Below are 15536 nucleotides of genomic sequence, written 5' to 3'. Positions count from 1 at the left end.
GATGGACGCGACCCGCCGGGGCACCCTGTTCCTGATTGGTGGCGGCCTGCTCGGTGGCGGTCTGCTCGGCGCCCTCCTGGGACCGGCGCGGGCGGAGACCGCCGGGGGCACGCTGTTCCTCAACGCCTACGCCACCGCGGCGGCATCGCCGGAGTATGGCGTGGCGGCGCTGGACGGAACGGGCGGCGTGCGCTTCACCACCCCGACGCCGGGCCGCGCCCACGGCATCGTCCCGCACCCGACGCGGGCCGAGGCGGTCGCCTTCGCCCGCCGTCCGGGGCGCTGGTTCATGCCGCTGTCGTTGGTTGACGGGCGTCCGGGGCCGGCGATCCGCGCGCCGGACGACCGCCGCTTCACCGGCCATGGCGCCTTTTCCACCGACGGGCGGCTGCTCTACGTGGCGGAGGACGACGTGCCGCGCGAAACCGGGGCGATCGGCGTCTATGACGCCATGGACGGTTACCGCCGCGTCGGCGCGATGCCGACCCACGGGCTGGGGCCGCACGAGCTTCTGATGATCGCGGACGGCACGGTCCTGGCGGTCGCCAACGGCGGCGTCATCACCCACCCGGACACCGGTCGGGCCAAGCTGAACCTGGACGAGATGGACTCCTCGATCACCTATGTCGAGGTGGCGAGCGGAAAGCTGCTCGATCAGGTCCGCCTGCCGGAGGAGCACGCGAACCTCGGCATCCGCCACATCGCCGCCCTGGCCGACGGCGGCATCGCCTTCGGCACGCAGGATGAGCGGCCGGTCGGCATGCTCCAGCCGCTGACCGGCACGCACCGTCCGGGCGGCGGCGCGGTGCGCCTGTTCGAGACGCCGGACGAGGAGCTGTCCCGCTTCGAGGGCTACATCGGCAGCGTCGCCGCCGACAAGGGCAAGGTCGCGGCCAGTTCGCCCAAGGGCGGCATCATTGGGCTGTGGGACGACGCCACCGGCGCGTGGCTGGGGGCGGCGGCGCTGCCCGACGGCTGCGGCATCGCCCCGGACGGCGACGGTTTCCTGGCGAGCAGCGGGCTCGGCAATCTCCGCACGGTCGGTGCGGTGCCGGACCTGCCGGGCGACGGCCTGCGGCTGGCCGACTTCCGTTGGGACAATCATATGACTCGTTTTGCCATATGACGCGCATCGCCACCTGACGCGCCGTCCGTAAGCCCCTCTATGAAAAAGCGCCGGGCGGCGGCTTGGGCGGTGGCCCGCCGCCCGCGGTGCTGGTAGGCTTGGCAACACTGCCGCCAAGACACTGCCGCCGGACGCCATGATCGTCGATGAATATCTGGGGTTTCGCGCCGGGGACGAGGTTCTGGACCTTGCTGAGCTGACCGCCGGAACCGCGCGCATCAAGGAACTTCACCTCGTGCCCAGCGACTGGGCGAACGGGCCGACCGTCATCGCCGTGATGGTCAACGGCGCCGAGCGTTACGTCATCCAGCTCAAGAAGGTGCAGATCCACGCCGCGAAGGAGCCGGAGACCCGGAACCGCCGCGTCATTCCCCTGCGCCGCAGTCCGCATTGATCCTTTCCCCCGGTCCGGAGGCTGCCATCGTGATGCGTGACTTCTGCCTGCCCGGACGGTCGGCGCTGGTGGCGACGGAGGCCGCGGTGGCCACCTCGCACCCGCTGGCGAGCGCGGCGGCGCTCGACATCCTTGCGGCGGGCGGCAACGCCGTGGACGCGGCCATCGCCGCCGTCGCGGTGCAATGCGTGGTCGAGCCGCACATGACCGGCATCGGCGGCGATGCCTTCGCCCTCTACGCCCCGGCGAACGGGCCGGTGGTCGCCCTGAACGGCAGCGGGCGGGCGCCCGCCGCCGCGAGCGTCGAGCGTCTGGCCGGGCTGGGCGTCACCGGCGAGATCCCGCGCCACGGCGCCCACGCGGTCACCGTGCCGGGCGCCGTCGCTGCCTGGACGCGGTTGCACGCCGACCACGGGCGGCTGCCGCTCGACCGGGTCTTCCTCCGCGCCATCCGCTACGCCGAGGAGGGCTACGGCATTTCCCCGCGGGTGGCGCAGGACTGGGCAGCGGCGGTCCCCCTGCTGGCGGCGGACGAGGGCTGCCGCGCCGTCTTCCTGCCCGACGGCCGCGCGCCGCGCGCCGGGGAGCGCCACGCCCAGCCGCTGCTCGGCCAACGGCTGCGGGACATCGCGGCGCACGGGGCGGCGGCCTTCTACAGCGGGGCCACGGCGGAGTCGCTGGTCGGCTTCCTGCGCGCCCGCGGCGGGCTGCACACGCTGGACGACTTCGCGGCGGCGCAGGTTGGGGCGGAGTACGTGACGCCGCTCGCCACGGATTACCGCGGCTACGAGATTCTCGAGTGCCCGCCGAACGGCCAGGGCCTCGCCGCGCTGATGATCCTGAACGCGCTGGGCGGCTTCGACCTGTCGCAGTCGGTCGGCGACGCCGACCGCCACCATCTGCACGCCGAGGCGACCAAGCTCGCCTACCACCACCGCGACGTCCTGGTGGGGGAAGGCGGACCGGAGGCCGCCGCGGCGCTGCTCTCAGCGGAAGCGACGGCGGCGCTGCGCCGCCGCATCGACCCGGCCCGCGCCCAGCCCCCCACGCTGTGGATGGAGGCGGAGCACAAGGACACGGTCTGCCTCAGCGTGGTCGACCGCGACGGCAACGCCATCTCCTTCATCAACTCGATCTTCCACAGCTTCGGCAGCGTGCAGCTCGACCCGGCGACCGGCGTCCTCCTGCACAGCCGCGGCACCTCCTTCCGCCTGACCGAGGGGCACCCCAACGCCCTGGCGCCGCGCCGCCGCCCGCTGCACACCATTATCCCCGGCCTGATCCGCAAGGATGGGCGCGCGGTCTGCCCCTTTGGCGTGATGGGCGGCCATTATCAGGCGGCGGGGCATGGCGCCTTCGTGTCGGCGCTGCTCGACCGCGGGCAGGACGTCCAGACCGCCATCGACCAGCCGCGCAGCTTCGCCTTCAACGGGGTTCTGGAGATCGAGCCCACCGTGGCGGAGGACACCGCGGCGGAGCTGGCGCGCCGCGGCCACGCGGTGGTCCGCCGGGACGAGCCGATGGGCGGCGGTCAGGCGATCTGGATCGACCACGCGGCCGGCCTGCTGATCGCCGGCTCGGACCACCGCAAGGACGGCTGCGCCCTGGGTTTCTGAGGGGGGCGGTTGTGCCGCCCCCCTCGTCAGGCGCCCACCACCGGTTCCACCGCGGCGGCGATGGACAGCAGGCGGCGGTCGGCCCCCGCCGCACCGACCAGCATCAGGCCGCTGGGCAGCTCGCCCGCTCGCTGCATCGGCAGGCTGATGGCGCAGCGGTCCAGGAAGTTGAACAGGGCGCAGTTGCGCAGCAGCAGCAGGTTCAGCCGCGTGAACGCCTCGTCCTCGGCGAAGGCGTCGATGCGCGGGGCCAGCAGCGGCACGGTCGGCATCAGCAGCGCGTCGTAGTCCGCCGTGGTCCGGTCGGTGCGGGTGATCAGGTCGGCGCGGTGCTGGGCCACCTCGATGTAATCGACGGCGCTCATGGTCCGGCCGCGCTCGATGCGGACGCGGACGCGCGGGTCGTAAAGGTCGCCCTTCTCCGCCAGCAGGTCGCGGTGCCAGTGGGCAGCCTCCGCCGCGGGCAGGCCGCCCTTGGCGTTGGCCGGGCCGATCTCCGCCAGCTCCGCCATGGGGATGTCGACGATGCGGGCTCCGGCCTCCGACAGGCGGCGGCAGGCGGCGTCGAAGGCGCTTGCCACAGCGTCCTCCATCCCGTCGAGGACCACCGTCTGCGGCACGGCGAAGCGCAGCCCGGCCAGCCCGACCTGGGGCGGCACCGACTCCGTCTCGCCGGCCAGGACGGCGTCGGCGATGGCGCAGCATTCCACCGTCCGGGCGAGCGGCCCGATGGAATCCAGCGACCAGGACAGCGGCAGGGCGCCGCGCAGCGACACCCGGCGCTGCGTCGGCTTGAAGCCGACGATGCCGCAGAGCGCCGCCGGGATGCGGACCGAGCCGCCGGTGTCGGTGCCGAGCGCCAGCGGGACATGGCCCGCCGCCACCGACACCCCGGCGCCCGACGACGAACCGCCGGGGATGCGCGCGGGATCGGCGGGGTTGCCGGGGGTGCCATAATGCGGGTTGATGCCGACGCCGGAAAAGGCGAACTCCGTCATGTTGGTGCGTCCCACCACCACCGCCCCGGCGGCGCGCAGCCGCGCCACCGCGTCGGCGTCGCGGCTGGCCGGGGCGGCGCCCTCCAGCGCCCGCGACCCGGCCCGCGTAACGTGCCCGGCCTCGTCGAAAAGGTCCTTGACCGAGATCGGAAGGCCAGCCAGCGGGGAGGGGCGCTGCCCGGCCCGGCGCAGCAGGTCCTGGGCGTCCGCCGCCGCACGCGCCGGATCGGCGTGCAGGGCGGTGTAGGTCTTGCGCGCCTCCTCGCCCCCGGCCGCGATGGCGGCGAGGGCGGAATCGACGAGCTGGCGGCTGGTGGTGGCGCCGTCGTCGAGCCGGCGGGACAGGGTGGCGATGGTGGGCGTCGTCATGGCGGGAACCGACCGGGTCTGGAGGAGGGAAGGGGCGTCAGGCGTCGCCGGCCAGGGCGCGCAGCTCGGCCAGCCGGGCCGGCGCCAGCGGGACGCCGTCGCGCAGGGTGCGGGCGCGGCGGGCGTAGCGGCGCTCGCCCGGCATGCGGTCCTGCCCCGCTTCCTTGACGTTCCCGATGAGGCCGGCGACGCGGTCGGCGAAGGCGCCGGTTCCGCCGCGCTCCGGGTCGATGACGATGAAGAGCTGGCCGGTGCAGGGCGTCTCGGCGCCGGGATGGGCCGACCAGTCGACCTCGCGCGAGTATTTGCCGCCGGTCAGCGCCGCCGCCAGAACCTCGATCATGAAGGCGATGGAGCCGCCCTTGTGGCCGCCGAAGGGCAGCAGGGCGCCGCCGTCGAGAACGGCCTTGGGGTCGGTGGTCGGCTTGCCGTCGCGGTCCACGCCGGAGCCGGCGGGGATGGCGTGCCCCTCGCGCGCGGCGATGCGCACGTCGCCGTTGGCCATGGAACTGGCCGCCTGGTCGAAGACCATCGGGTCCCCGCCGGCCACCGGGGTGGCGAAGGCCATCGGGTTGGTGCCGTAGACCGCGGCCTTGCCGCCCGGCGGCACGACGCAGGCGAAGCTGTTGACGAAGGACAGCGCCACCAGCCCTTCGCGTGCGAAGGGCTCGACGTCCGGCCACAGGGCGCTGAAATGGTGGGAGTTGCGGATCGCCATCACGGCGACGCCGTTGTCACGCACCATCTCCAGGAAGCGGTCGCGGGCGGCCAGGAAGGCGGGCTGGGTGAATCCATTGGCGGCATCGACACGCAGGAAGGCGGGGCCGGCCTCCTCCACCGTCGGTTCGGCCCGCCCGTCCACCCAGCCGCTCTTCAGCGAGCCGACATAGCCGGGAATGCGGAACACACCGTGGCTGGTGGAGCCGTCGCGCTCGCAGGACGCGCAGTTCTCCGCGAGGATCGCCGCCACCCGCTCCGACGTGCCGTGGCGCAGGAAGATGCGCTCCAGCAGCGCCACCAGATCGGCGAAGGGGACCGGCGTTCCGGTTTCCGCGGTCTGGGCGAAGGCCGCGGCGGCGCGGCGGCTGGGGGTCTCGTCACTCATGCTCGTCCCTTCCGGTTCTCGTGTTCTTCTTGCGGGCGCCCCGGACTCTTGCCGGTCCGCTGGTCGCCGGGCGCACCATAGCGCGCGGCAGTCGCGCGGGCGAAAGGGAATGGCGCGCGCCTTTCCGCAATCGACCCGCCGGGCATGGGATTGAAGGCTGGGCTCCGTTTGTGTTCCTGAATGTCCGTAATTATAACCAACTGACTTTGTTGGCGAATCGGACGGCGGCGGGGAACCATGACGCCGCCGGGGGCGTTGTCTGAGAGCCTGCTGGCCGGCGGCGTATCCGCCGGACTTCACGGTGCTCCGGCACGGAGGAGCGGCAAATTGCCGCGTTCATCGCCAAACACGTGGAATCAGCCCTGCCATGCTTCCGGTGGGTGTTGACGGGTTGATGTTGCGGTGCACAATAAACAACGAACCGGACGAGGCCGTAAGGTGCTTGTTCTGGATCAAGGTCACGGGCCTGGTTTCCTGTCAAACAGATGGGGACAAGCAGGCGCCGGTTGCAGCGGTTGAGTGTTTTGTAGAGGGGCCACGATGCGCGATCATTCCAGCCGTCACGGTGAGTCCGGTTTCGACTCCGGAGTCCTCTGGGGAACCTCCATCGCTGGCATCGCTCTGTCCGGCCTCATGGCGGTCGCCTGGAATCCGGCGGACGCCTCATCGTCCGGACCAGCTTCGGCCATCATCGACCGCGGCGCCCACCAGCTCGACCACGCCGCCTGCACGGAGGCGCTGTCCACCCTGCTGGCCCGCTTCCGCGACAACCCGGAGGTTCTGTGGGTCTGGGTGGAGCAGAGCGTTCCGTCGGGCCACGGGCTGGTCGTGCGCACCAAGGCCACCTCCGTGTCGCCCGACGCCCCGCGACCCTATGCCTTCCGTCCCAACGCCGCCGTGAATCCGGAACAGGCCTGCGGCTTCTCCAGCAATTCCGTCCATGCACTGTCGATGGGTGGCGTCGCCCAGCCCTACGAGGTGACCGCTCCCGATCCCTGGAGCGCGGCCGCCGGTCCGTAAGGCTTGGAACGATCGTCGCGGAGGCCGTCAGGTTTGGGCCTCAGGCTCGGGCGGCCCGCCGGATCTTCTTCTGCACATACATGGCGGCGTCGGCGGCGCGCAGCGCGTCGTCGGGCGTCGTGGCGCCAGGGTCGGCGCTGACCACGCCGACGCTCGCCCCCGGATAATCGAAGGCGCACCCCTTCAAGCGGTACCCGCCGCGGATCAGCGGCGCCACCCGCTCGCGCAGAGCGTCGGCGGCCTCGTCCCCCTCGGCGCCGGGCGTGGCGCCCATGCCGACGATGATGAACTCGTCGCCGCCCAGCCGGCCCAGCGTGTCCCCCGCCCGCAGCCCCGCGCCGATGCGCCGCCCCACCTCGGTCAGGAATTCGTCGCCGGCCTCGTGCCCGTGGGTGTCGTTGATCGCCTTGAAGCCGTCCAGGTCGATGAAGCCGATCAGCACGCTCTGGCCGGCCCGTTCGGCCATGGCGAACAGCCGGTGCAGTTCCGCGACCACGGCGCGCCGGTTCGGCAGGCCGGTCAGCGCGTCGGTGTAGGAATAGGACTCCAGGGCCGCGTTCAGGTCCCGGAACTGGGTCAGGAGCTGTTCGCGCTGGATGTGAAGGGCGATCAGCGAGGCGAACAGGCGCAAAACCTGCTCGCCCTTTGGCGTCAGGGGCTTGCGTTCCGAACTGGCGGCGCAGAGCGTGCCGAACAGGCTGCCGTCGTCGAGATGGACGGGCGTGCTGACATAGGTGCGGATGCCCAGCGCCGCCGCCGCCTCGGAATCACCCCAGCAGTTGGGCACGTCGTCGGTGTAGAGCTTCCCCTCGTCGAGCGCCCGCTTGCACAGCGTGCCTTCCCACGGAACGGCCAGCCCTTCGGGAATGTTCAGGGTCTTGGTGTTGCAGGAGAAGAGAATGCGCTGGATGCCGTGCTCCAACTCGATCCGGGTGAGATAGGTGGCCTCCAGCTCCGTCACCAGTTCCAGAAGCGACAGCAGGGGCCGGGTCAGCTCTTCCACGGTCTTCGCCGACGAAAGGGTATCGGTAAGCTGAGCGAACAGTTCGTCGGCCATGTGGTCAGTCACTCTAATGGCAGGCGCTCAATCCCGCATTGCATGCGGGAACGCAGTTTCATATCCAATTACGGGAATTTATTATTAAACATCATACTAACGAATGGCCTATGGCTAGGCAATGGGGGAATGATTTCACGTCCATGACGGTGCCCCCGGACCCCGGCAGGAGCCATGTGCCGAAAAATTCCGCATGGTGGCGTTTGACCGGGCAGGCCGACGCGGAGTAACCCTTGCCGCGCAACCACCGATACGGGAACCGCAGTTCATGACAGCCCCGCGCGACCGGGTGCTGGACGTCCACGACCGTCCGCCCCCGGCCACCTTCCTCCTGCTCAGCCTCCAGCACCTGTTCGCCATGTTCGGCGCCAACGTGCTGGTGCCGATCCTCACCGGTCTCGACCCGTCGGTGGCGCTCGTCACCAGCGGTCTGGGCACCCTGATCTATCTGGCCTTCACCAAATGGCGGCTGCCCGCCTATCTAGGCTCCTCCTTCGCCTTCATCGGCCCGATCGTCGCCGCCACCCAGATCGGCGGCACCGGCGGCGCGCTGGTCGGGGCCTGTGCGGCGGGGGCGGTCTATGTGGCGGTCGCCCTGCTGATCCGCGCCTTCGGCGTGCGTTGGCTGCTGGCCATCCTGCCGCCCATCGTCGTCGGGCCGGTGATCGTGGTGATCGGCCTCGGCCTCGCCTCGGTCGCCGTCGGCATGGCCCAGAACACCGCGGGCGGCGGCGAGTACAGCCTGCCGCACTTCCTGCTGGCGCTGGCGACGCTGGGCAGCATCTTCCTCTACTCCATTGTGCTGCGCGGATTCTTCACGGTGGTGCCGATCCTGCTGGGCATCCTGACCGGCTATGCGCTGGGCGTGGTCTTCGGCATGGTGGATTTCGCGCCGGTCGCCGCCGCGCCCTTCCTGCGGATGCCCGACTTCCACCTGCTGTTCTCCGGCATGAAGGAAGGCGTGTCGGCCTGGGCGATGATCCTGCTGGTGGCGCCGGTGGCGCTGGTCACCATCGCCGAGCACATCGGCGGGCAGATCGTGCTGAGCCGCGTCGTCGGCCGCAACTTCATCGCGGATCCGGGCCTGCACCGCTCGGTGTTCGGCGACGGCGTGGCGACCATGGTGGCGGGCGCGCTGGGCGGCCCCCCGGCGACGACCTACGGCGAGAACATCGGCGTGCTGGCGGTGACCCGCGTGTTCAGCGTGTGGGTGATCGGCGGGGCGGCCACGCTCGCCATCATCCTGGGCTTCGTGGGCAAGCTGTCGGCCTTCCTGTCCAGCATCCCCACGGCGGTGATGGGCGGCGTATCCATCGCCCTGTTCGGCGTCATCGCCTCCTCGGGCATCCGCACGCTGATCGAGGGCAAGGTGGATCTGGGCGACAAGCGCAACCTGCTGATCTCCTCGACCATTCTGGTGATCGGCATCGGCGGGGCGTCGCTGAAGTTCGGCGACGGCGGCTTCGTCGTCTCCTCGATGGCGCTGTCGGCGGTGATGGGCGTCGTCCTGAACGCGGTCCTGCCGGGCCGCGGCACCGGCGGCGACGCCGAGGCCATCCTGTCCTCCGACCATATCTGAGGACCGGATCGCGATCGGCCAAGGCGGAGTCCCCCGGAATTCCCTGGAGGGCTCCGCCCTTTTTATTCCCCGATCTTATACGCCTCGACGTCGCCCATCAGGATCGCGTCGATTCGCCCGACCAGATCGTTGATCCGGTAGGGTTTCGCCAGCACCGGGATGCCGGTGGCGCGGGCGATGTCTTCGCTGTAGCCGGTCGCCAGGATGACCGGCAGGCCGGGCCGCCGCTCGCGGGCTTCGCGGGCGAGGTCGATGCCGCTCATCCCGCCGGGCATCACCACGTCGCTCAGCAGCACGTCGACCCCGTCGTCCGACAGGTGGGGCAGCGCCTCCTCGGCGTTGGCGGCGGACAGCACGGCGAACCCGGCGTCCTCCAGCGCCGTGCTGACGGTCATGGCGACGATGGGGTCGTCCTCGACCACGAGAACGCAGCCATGGCGCCGCGCGCCACCCGACGGCGGCACGATGGCGGCGGGAGGAGTGGGCTCCACCGCCGGGGCCACGCCGGAGCGGCGGAGCAGAAGATGCACTCTGGTGCCCTGGCCCGGCGCGCTCTCGATCCAGGCGGTTCCGCCGGTCTGCCGGGCGAGTCCGTAGACCTGGGCCAGCCCCAGCCCCGTTCCCTTGCCGAGTTCCTTGGTCGTGAAGAACGGCTCGAAGGCGCGGGCGGCCACCGCGGCGGGCATGCCGCAGCCGGTGTCCGACACGGACAGCCGCAGGAACTCGCCCTCCACGCCCCGCGGATCGCCAGGGGGAAACACCGTGTTGACCGCCTCCACCGTCAGCCGCCCGCCGGACGGCATGGCGTCGCGCGCGTTGACGGCGAGGTTGATGACCGCCAGCTCGAACTGGGTCGGATCCACTTCGACGGGCCAAAGGTCGTCGCCGAGGCGGAGGTCCAGCGCGATGTCGGCGCGCAGCGCCCGTTCCAGCAGGGCCGACATGGCGAGCACCCGGTCGCGCACGCCGATGGATTCAGGGCGCAGGCTGTCGCGCCGGGCGAAGGCCATGAGCTGCTGTACCAGCTTGGCCCCGCGCCCCACCGCCTGCTGCCCGGCGTCGAGCAGAGCGTGGACCTGCGGCTCCTCCGTGCGGCGCCCGATCATCGACAGGCAGCCTTCCAGCGCCTGGAGCAGGTTGTTGAAGTCGTGCGCAACGCCGCCGGTCAATTGGCCGACCGCCTCCATCTTCTGCGCTTGGCGAAGCTGCTCCTCGGTCTGCCGCAGGGCGGCGTCGGCCTCCTTCTGGGCGGTGATGTCACGGCCCACGGCGTGGATGAAGCGGTCGTCCGGCACGGCGACCCAGGACAGCCAGAGATAATGACCATCCTTGTGGCGGTAGCGGTTCTCGAAACGCGGCGTGGTGTGCCCGGCGCCCAGCCGCGCCGCCTCGGCCCGCGTGCGCTCCAGATCGTCCGGATGCACGAAGTCGAGGAAGCTGCGCGCCGCCAGCTCCTCCTCCGTCCAGCCCAGCAGGCTGGTCCAGGCCGGGTTCACCGCGTTGATGGTGCCGTCGAAGCGCGCGACCAGCATGACGTCGGTGGACAGGCGCCACATGCGGTCGCGGTCGGCGGTGCGTTCGGCGACGCGCTGCTCCAGCGTGGCGTTCAGGTCGCGCAACGCGTCCTCGGCCCGCTTGGCTTCGGTGACGTCGCTGCCTTCGCAGAAGATCCCGGTCACCCGCCCGTCGGCGTCCTTGATCGGCTGGTAGATGAAGGTGATGAAGCGCTCCTCCACCGGCGCGCCGGGTTGGCGGACGACCTTCACCGGCAGGGCGTGCCCGACGAAGGGCTTCCCGCTGTCGTACACACGGCCCAGCAGCTCGAAGAACCCCTGCCCGGCGACCTCCGGCATGGCCTCGTGCACCGGCTTGCCGATCAGGGCGCGGTCGCCGACCAGCCGGCGGTAGGAGTCGTTGGCCAGCTCGAACACGTGGTCCGGGCCGCGCAGCACGCACATGAAGTTGGGCGCCTGCCGGAACAGGGTGCGCATCTGCTCCCCTTCCGCGGCCAGCCGGGCGTTGGCGCGGCGCAGCGATTCCTCCGCCTGCGCGCGCTCCAGGGCGGACCATGTGCGCTCCGCCACCTCTTCCACCAGTTGGACCTCGTCCGGGTGCCAGCGCCGGGCCTTCCGGTCGTGGACATAGAGCGCCGCGACCATCCGTCCGTTCTTCACAAGGCTGGTGGTAACGGTGGAGGCGAGGTTCAGCGCCGCGAAGGCGGCCTGCTGGTCCGGCGCGGCGAAGCGCAGGTCCGCCGCGGCGTCGTGAACGGTGAGCGTTCCGCCGCTGCGCAGCGTGTCCAGAAGCTCAGGCCCGAAGGCCAGCAGATCATGGGTGCCGGCCTGATGATCGACGCTGCCATCGGTCCAGTTCCGCTCCGTCGTGAAGAAGCGCGCGGTCTCGTCCATCACGCCGTATCCGACGCGGCTGGCCCCCAGATGACGGCCCAGAGCCTCCGCCGCGGCGGAGGCCACCGCGAAGGGATCGGAGAGCTGGCGCAGCCGGGCTTCCAGCTCGAGATGGAAGGCGGTGCGCCGGGCGGCGAGCACTTGGCCGGTCGTCTCGACGACGGCACAGAACATGCCCGGAATGCGCCCGTCCTCGCCCCGCACCGGGGTGTAGGAGAAGGTGAACCAGGCGTCCTCGCGAAAGCCCCGGCGCTCCATCGGGATCAGCAGATCCTCGTACCAGGACGCCTCGCCGGCCAGCGTGCGGTCGACCAGCGGCCTGATCTGGGGCCAGATGTCCCACCACACCTCGGCGAAGGGACGGCCGAGCGCTTCCGGGTGCTTGGCTCCGAAAATCGGCACGTAGCCGTCGTTGTAGAGGAAGGCCAGCTCCGGCCCCCAGGCCACGAACATCGCCTGCCGGGAGGAGAGGACGACGCTGACGATGGTGCGAAGGCTCTGCGGCCAGCCCTCCGGCGGGCCGAGCGCGGTGGACGCCCAGTCGTGGGAGCGCATCCGCTCCCCCATCTCGCCCCCGCCCGACAGGAAATCCAGGTCGCCCCCGATGACCGGGCCGCCAATCACCGGCAGATCCGTCATGCGCCGGCTCCGCGGATTCCGCGCGGTGCGAGGGTCTGGGTTCCGGGGTTGCTATCGTCGGTCGTGGCTTTCATCGAGCTTTCGGGCCGAGGCGAGGTTGCGTCTGGTGTCTTAACACACCACGCCCGGAAAGATAGCTCGTCGAAGGGCGGTTTTCCCTAACCGTTCCGGCGGATGCGGCCCCCGCGCCACGGTGCGGGGGCCATCATCTACTCCGCCGCGAAGCCCTGCGCCTGGAGCCGCCACAGGGAGTTGAACAGCCCGCCGCGCCGACGCAATTCCGCGGGGTGGCCGTCCTCCGCGATGCGGCCGTCCACCAGGACCAGCACGCGGTCGAAGGCCGACACGGTGGACAGCCGGTGCGCCACCGCGACCACCGTCCGTCCCTGGGCCAGATCGGCCAGAGCCGCCTGGATCTCCTGCTCCGATTGGGTGTCGAGGGCGGAGGTCGCCTCGTCGAGGATCAGGATCGGCGCGTTCTTCAGGAAGGCGCGGGCGATGCCCAGCCGCTGCCGCTGCCCCCCCGACAGCCGCACGCCCCGTTCACCCACCAGCGTGCCGTAGCCCTCCGGCAACTGCCGGATGAAGCCGTCGCAGAAGGCATGGCGGGCGGCTTCGAACACCTCCTCGTCGCTGGCGTCGGGGCGGCCGTAGCGGATGTTCTCCAGGATCGGGCGGTGGAACAGCGCGATGTCCTGGGGCACCACGGCGATCTTGGCCCGCAGATCGTCCTGGGCGAGGGCGGTCAGCGGCTGCCCATCGATGAGGATGTCGCCGCGCTGCACGTCGTCCAGCCGTTGGATCAGGCTGATGATGGTGGACTTGCCGGCCCCCGACGGCCCGACCAGACCGACCTTCTGCCCGGCCGGGATGGTCAGACTGAAATCCTCCAGCACCTTGCGCCCTTCGGGATAGCGGTAGGAGACCCGCTCGAACGCGATGGCGCCGCCGCCGGGCTTGGCGGGCTCGGCCGGCACGGGGTCGAGCACGTCGTGCGGGCGGGCGATCACCCGCAAACTCTCGTCGATGGCGCTGACCTGCTGGGTGGCGGTGACCAGCGCGAAGGCGAGGTCGCGGGAGCCGTGCAGGATGCGGAAGGTCAGGGCGCTGACGATCACCACGTCGCCGGTGGTGATCGTCCCGTCCCGCCACAGCAGCAGCGCCCACAGCAGCATCGACCCGGCCATCACCCAGAGGCAGACGTCATGGACGACGCGGGTGTTCTCCAGATGCATCCAGCTCCGGCGGTGCGCCCCGGCCTCCACCGTGAAGGCCTGCCGCAGGCGCTCGCGCTCGCGCCCGCGGGCGGAGAAGGCCTTCACCGTCCAGACGTTGGACACCACGTCGACCAGCTCGCCGTTGGTGCGGGCGGACTGCTCGGCAAAGGCGTGGTGAACCGTCCGCCCGCGCAGCCCCAGCCCGACGATGGCAACGGCGACCACCAGGGCGAACACCACCAGCGCCGCCGCCATGCCCCAATGGATGGTCAGCAGCACCAGGACCGCCCCCAGGAAGTCGGTGACCGGCGGGACGATGCTCCAGGTCAGGGTGCGGAAGATGGTGGTGGCGGCGTTCTCGGTGGCGGCGATGCGGTTGCCAAGCGATCCGGCGAGATGCTCCGAGAAGTAGCGCATCGAATGGCCGGTCAGGTGCCGGAACAGGTCCAGCCGCATGTCCACGCCGGTCGCCAGCACCGTCCGGCAGCCGAGCCAGCCGCCCAGCCGCCACAGCACGTTTTCCGCCGCGATGAAGCCCAGGAACAGGCCGAGCGGGGTCCAGACATCCGCCGCCGCCCGGTCGGGGGAGGCCATGGCGTCGATCAGCAGCTTCATCCCGTACTGCACGGCGACCGCGCAGCCGGCCGCCGCCACGATCACCGAGAACAGCCCGCTGAAGGACCAGGGCCGCCGCTGGATGTAGCGCAGCAGGAAGCGGCCGGGACGGTCCGGGATGGTGTCCGTGTTGAAATCCCTCATTGAGCCGCCTGGAGTTCCGGCTGGCCGAGCAGGGCCCCGATGCGGGCCTGCCCGCGCTGCAGGGCGGCGGCGAGCGGCTGATGCAGGCACCGCCCGCCCTGCTCGTCGCACAGACCGTAGAGGCCGGTTTCGCAATGGCGATCGTTGGCCCAGCCGGGGTAGTCGAGGATCGGGTAGAGGCAGATCCCCTCCACCGGCACGTCGTCGCGCAGGGCGGTCACCACCTCCTCCGTCACATAATCGAGCCAGGAGGCGCGGGCGTCGCCTTCGGCACCCGTCTCAGCCACCAGAACCGGGCGGCCGTAGCGCTGGTGCACCTCCGCCAGGATGTCGGCGAAGGGGCGGTAGCGCGGGTCGTCCCGCCCGATGGTGCCGCCCTTCAGGAACCACTGGTTGTCGGAGTAGTAGTTGACCCCGATCACGTCCAGATACTCCGGTTTGCCGCCCAGCCCCGGCCAGGCATAGCCGCCGATCATGTCCCACGCCTCGTACTGGGCCAGCCGGGCGGCCTCCGCGGCCCCGGCGTCGCCTTTGCGGTCTGGGCGGGGCAGCACGTTGATGACCGGATCGACCTGGACGATGCGGGCGCGCGGGTCGGCGGCGCGGATCGCATCGATCGCCGCGATGCTGGCGCGGACGAGCTGGTGCTTGAGTTCGGCCCCACGGCGCTCGGCCATCGGGTTGAAGCGCTTCATGTCGCCTCCGGCCCAGGCCCAGTAGGAGATTTCATTGACCGGGCAATAGGCGGGCGCTTCCACGCCCTCGTCGCGCAACAGGGCCGCCGTGGCTCCGGCGAAACGGGCGAAGCGCTCCACGAAGGCGGGGCGCCAGATGTCGATGTCGTCCGGCCAGCCGTAATGGCAGAGGTCCCAGACGACCTGGACCCCGGCCTCGCGCGCCGCGCGGACCATGGGCAGCAGGCTGGACCAGTCGTAGTGGCCCGGCGCGGTCTCGATCAGGTGCCAGCGCACGCCGTCGCGCACGGAGCGCAGGCCATGCGCGGCCATGCGTTGGTAGTCCTGCGCGGCCAGCCGGTCATGGCCGGTCGCCGCGATCAGGTCAAGCCGGCGCCCGTCGTGCCGCCGGTGCGTCGAGCATTCGAAGCCGCCGAGAAAGACGCTGTCGAACAGGGTGGGGGTGTGCATGGGGGACTCTGTGTTTTTTGGGGAGTTCGGGGTGTGCGGAGTCTTGCCCCCTCCCTAACCCTCCCCCGCTGCGCTGGGGAGGGGATAAGAAAGCGCCCTCCCCC

Annotated in this window: 11 protein-coding genes; 5 read left to right on the top strand and 6 right to left on the bottom strand. The window is 71.0% G+C overall.

Annotated features, from left to right (window positions below; all coding sequences use genetic code 11):
• Position 1: 1 nt before the first annotated feature.
• The 3 genes from H0B54_RS21700 (at position 2) to H0B54_RS21690 (ending at position 3136) form a co-directional block, all read left to right on the top strand.
• Positions 2 to 1126: a DUF1513 domain-containing protein gene (locus H0B54_RS21700; protein WP_188262056.1), complete on the top strand. Its 1125-nt coding sequence runs from the start codon at positions 2 to 4 to the stop codon at positions 1124 to 1126.
• Positions 1127 to 1262: 136 nt separating this feature from the next.
• Complete coding sequence (locus H0B54_RS21695; RefSeq protein WP_188262055.1) at positions 1263 to 1520, top strand: hypothetical protein; 258 nt, start codon at positions 1263 to 1265, stop codon at positions 1518 to 1520.
• Positions 1521 to 1552: 32 nt separating this feature from the next.
• The gene (locus tag H0B54_RS21690) at positions 1553 to 3136 is read left to right on the top strand and encodes a gamma-glutamyltransferase family protein (RefSeq protein WP_188262078.1); all 1584 of its coding nucleotides are present in this window, start codon (positions 1553 to 1555) and stop codon (positions 3134 to 3136) included.
• A gap of 26 nt (positions 3137 to 3162) precedes the next feature.
• Here H0B54_RS21690 and H0B54_RS21685 read toward each other — a convergent pair whose 3' ends face one another.
• Positions 3163 to 4503 carry an amidase gene (locus H0B54_RS21685; RefSeq protein WP_188262054.1) on the bottom strand — a complete coding sequence of 447 codons (1341 nt, stop codon included), beginning with the start codon at positions 4501 to 4503 and terminating at the stop codon, positions 3163 to 3165.
• 37 nt (positions 4504 to 4540) lie between these two features.
• Complete coding sequence (locus H0B54_RS21680) at positions 4541 to 5608, bottom strand: Ldh family oxidoreductase (RefSeq protein WP_211109484.1); 1068 nt, start codon at positions 5606 to 5608, stop codon at positions 4541 to 4543.
• Between the two features lie 540 nt (positions 5609 to 6148).
• On the opposite strand from H0B54_RS21680, the gene H0B54_RS21675 reads away from it, so the two are divergent.
• Positions 6149 to 6628: a hypothetical protein gene (locus H0B54_RS21675; protein WP_188262053.1), complete on the top strand. Its 480-nt coding sequence runs from the start codon at positions 6149 to 6151 to the stop codon at positions 6626 to 6628.
• 40 nt (positions 6629 to 6668) lie between these two features.
• Here H0B54_RS21675 and H0B54_RS21670 read toward each other — a convergent pair whose 3' ends face one another.
• Complete coding sequence (locus H0B54_RS21670) at positions 6669 to 7685, bottom strand: sensor domain-containing diguanylate cyclase (RefSeq protein ID WP_188262052.1); 1017 nt, start codon at positions 7683 to 7685, stop codon at positions 6669 to 6671.
• 268 nt (positions 7686 to 7953) lie between these two features.
• Between H0B54_RS21670 and H0B54_RS21665 the strand changes: the two genes are divergently transcribed.
• The gene (locus H0B54_RS21665) at positions 7954 to 9264 is read left to right on the top strand and encodes a solute carrier family 23 protein (protein ID WP_188262051.1); all 1311 of its coding nucleotides are present in this window, start codon (positions 7954 to 7956) and stop codon (positions 9262 to 9264) included.
• 62 nt (positions 9265 to 9326) lie between these two features.
• Here the strand turns inward: H0B54_RS21665 and H0B54_RS21660 are convergent, their stop codons facing one another.
• The 3 genes from H0B54_RS21660 to H0B54_RS21650 form a co-directional block, all read right to left on the bottom strand.
• Positions 9327 to 12311 (bottom strand): PAS domain-containing protein, encoded by a 2985-nt coding sequence (locus tag H0B54_RS21660; RefSeq protein WP_188262050.1) that lies wholly within the window; start codon positions 12309 to 12311, stop codon positions 9327 to 9329.
• Between the two features lie 209 nt (positions 12312 to 12520).
• Positions 12521 to 14287 (bottom strand): ABC transporter ATP-binding protein, encoded by a 1767-nt coding sequence (locus H0B54_RS21655; protein ID WP_188262049.1) that lies wholly within the window; start codon positions 14285 to 14287, stop codon positions 12521 to 12523.
• Positions 14284 to 15432, bottom strand: a complete 1149-nt coding sequence (locus tag H0B54_RS21650; RefSeq protein ID WP_188262048.1) for a beta-glucosidase — start codon at positions 15430 to 15432, stop codon at positions 14284 to 14286. The genes H0B54_RS21655 and H0B54_RS21650 overlap by 4 nt, the downstream gene beginning before the upstream one ends.
• Positions 15433 to 15536: the final 104 nt, after the last annotated feature.

The sequence above is a fragment of the Azospirillum tabaci genome (genome assembly GCF_014596085.1).
In the GTDB taxonomy this organism is placed as follows: Bacteria; Pseudomonadota; Alphaproteobacteria; order Azospirillales; family Azospirillaceae; genus Azospirillum; species Azospirillum tabaci.
The sequence above is the reverse complement of the archived record's forward strand: the minus strand, read 5'-3'. Positions and strand labels throughout refer to the sequence as shown.

Bases quoted from the DNA above. Each gene is read 5' to 3' on its own strand.
- H0B54_RS21700 (WP_188262056.1), top strand. From the start codon at position 2: ATGGACGCGACCCGCCGGGGCACCCTGTTCCTGATTGGTGGCGGCCTG.
- H0B54_RS21695 (WP_188262055.1), top strand. From the start codon at position 1,263: ATGATCGTCGATGAATATCTGGGGTTTCGCGCCGGGGACGAGGTTCTG.
- H0B54_RS21690 (WP_188262078.1), top strand. From the start codon at position 1,553: ATGCGTGACTTCTGCCTGCCCGGACGGTCGGCGCTGGTGGCGACGGAG.
- H0B54_RS21685 (WP_188262054.1), bottom strand. From the start codon at position 4,503: ATGACGACGCCCACCATCGCCACCCTGTCCCGCCGGCTCGACGACGGC.
- H0B54_RS21680 (WP_211109484.1), bottom strand. From the start codon at position 5,608: ATGAGTGACGAGACCCCCAGCCGCCGCGCCGCCGCGGCCTTCGCCCAG.
- H0B54_RS21675 (WP_188262053.1), top strand. From the start codon at position 6,149: ATGCGCGATCATTCCAGCCGTCACGGTGAGTCCGGTTTCGACTCCGGA.
- H0B54_RS21670 (WP_188262052.1), bottom strand. From the start codon at position 7,685: ATGGCCGACGAACTGTTCGCTCAGCTTACCGATACCCTTTCGTCGGCG.
- H0B54_RS21665 (WP_188262051.1), top strand. From the start codon at position 7,954: ATGACAGCCCCGCGCGACCGGGTGCTGGACGTCCACGACCGTCCGCCC.
- H0B54_RS21660 (WP_188262050.1), bottom strand. From the start codon at position 12,311: ATGACGGATCTGCCGGTGATTGGCGGCCCGGTCATCGGGGGCGACCTG.
- H0B54_RS21655 (WP_188262049.1), bottom strand. From the start codon at position 14,287: ATGAGGGATTTCAACACGGACACCATCCCGGACCGTCCCGGCCGCTTC.
- H0B54_RS21650 (WP_188262048.1), bottom strand. From the start codon at position 15,432: ATGCACACCCCCACCCTGTTCGACAGCGTCTTTCTCGGCGGCTTCGAA.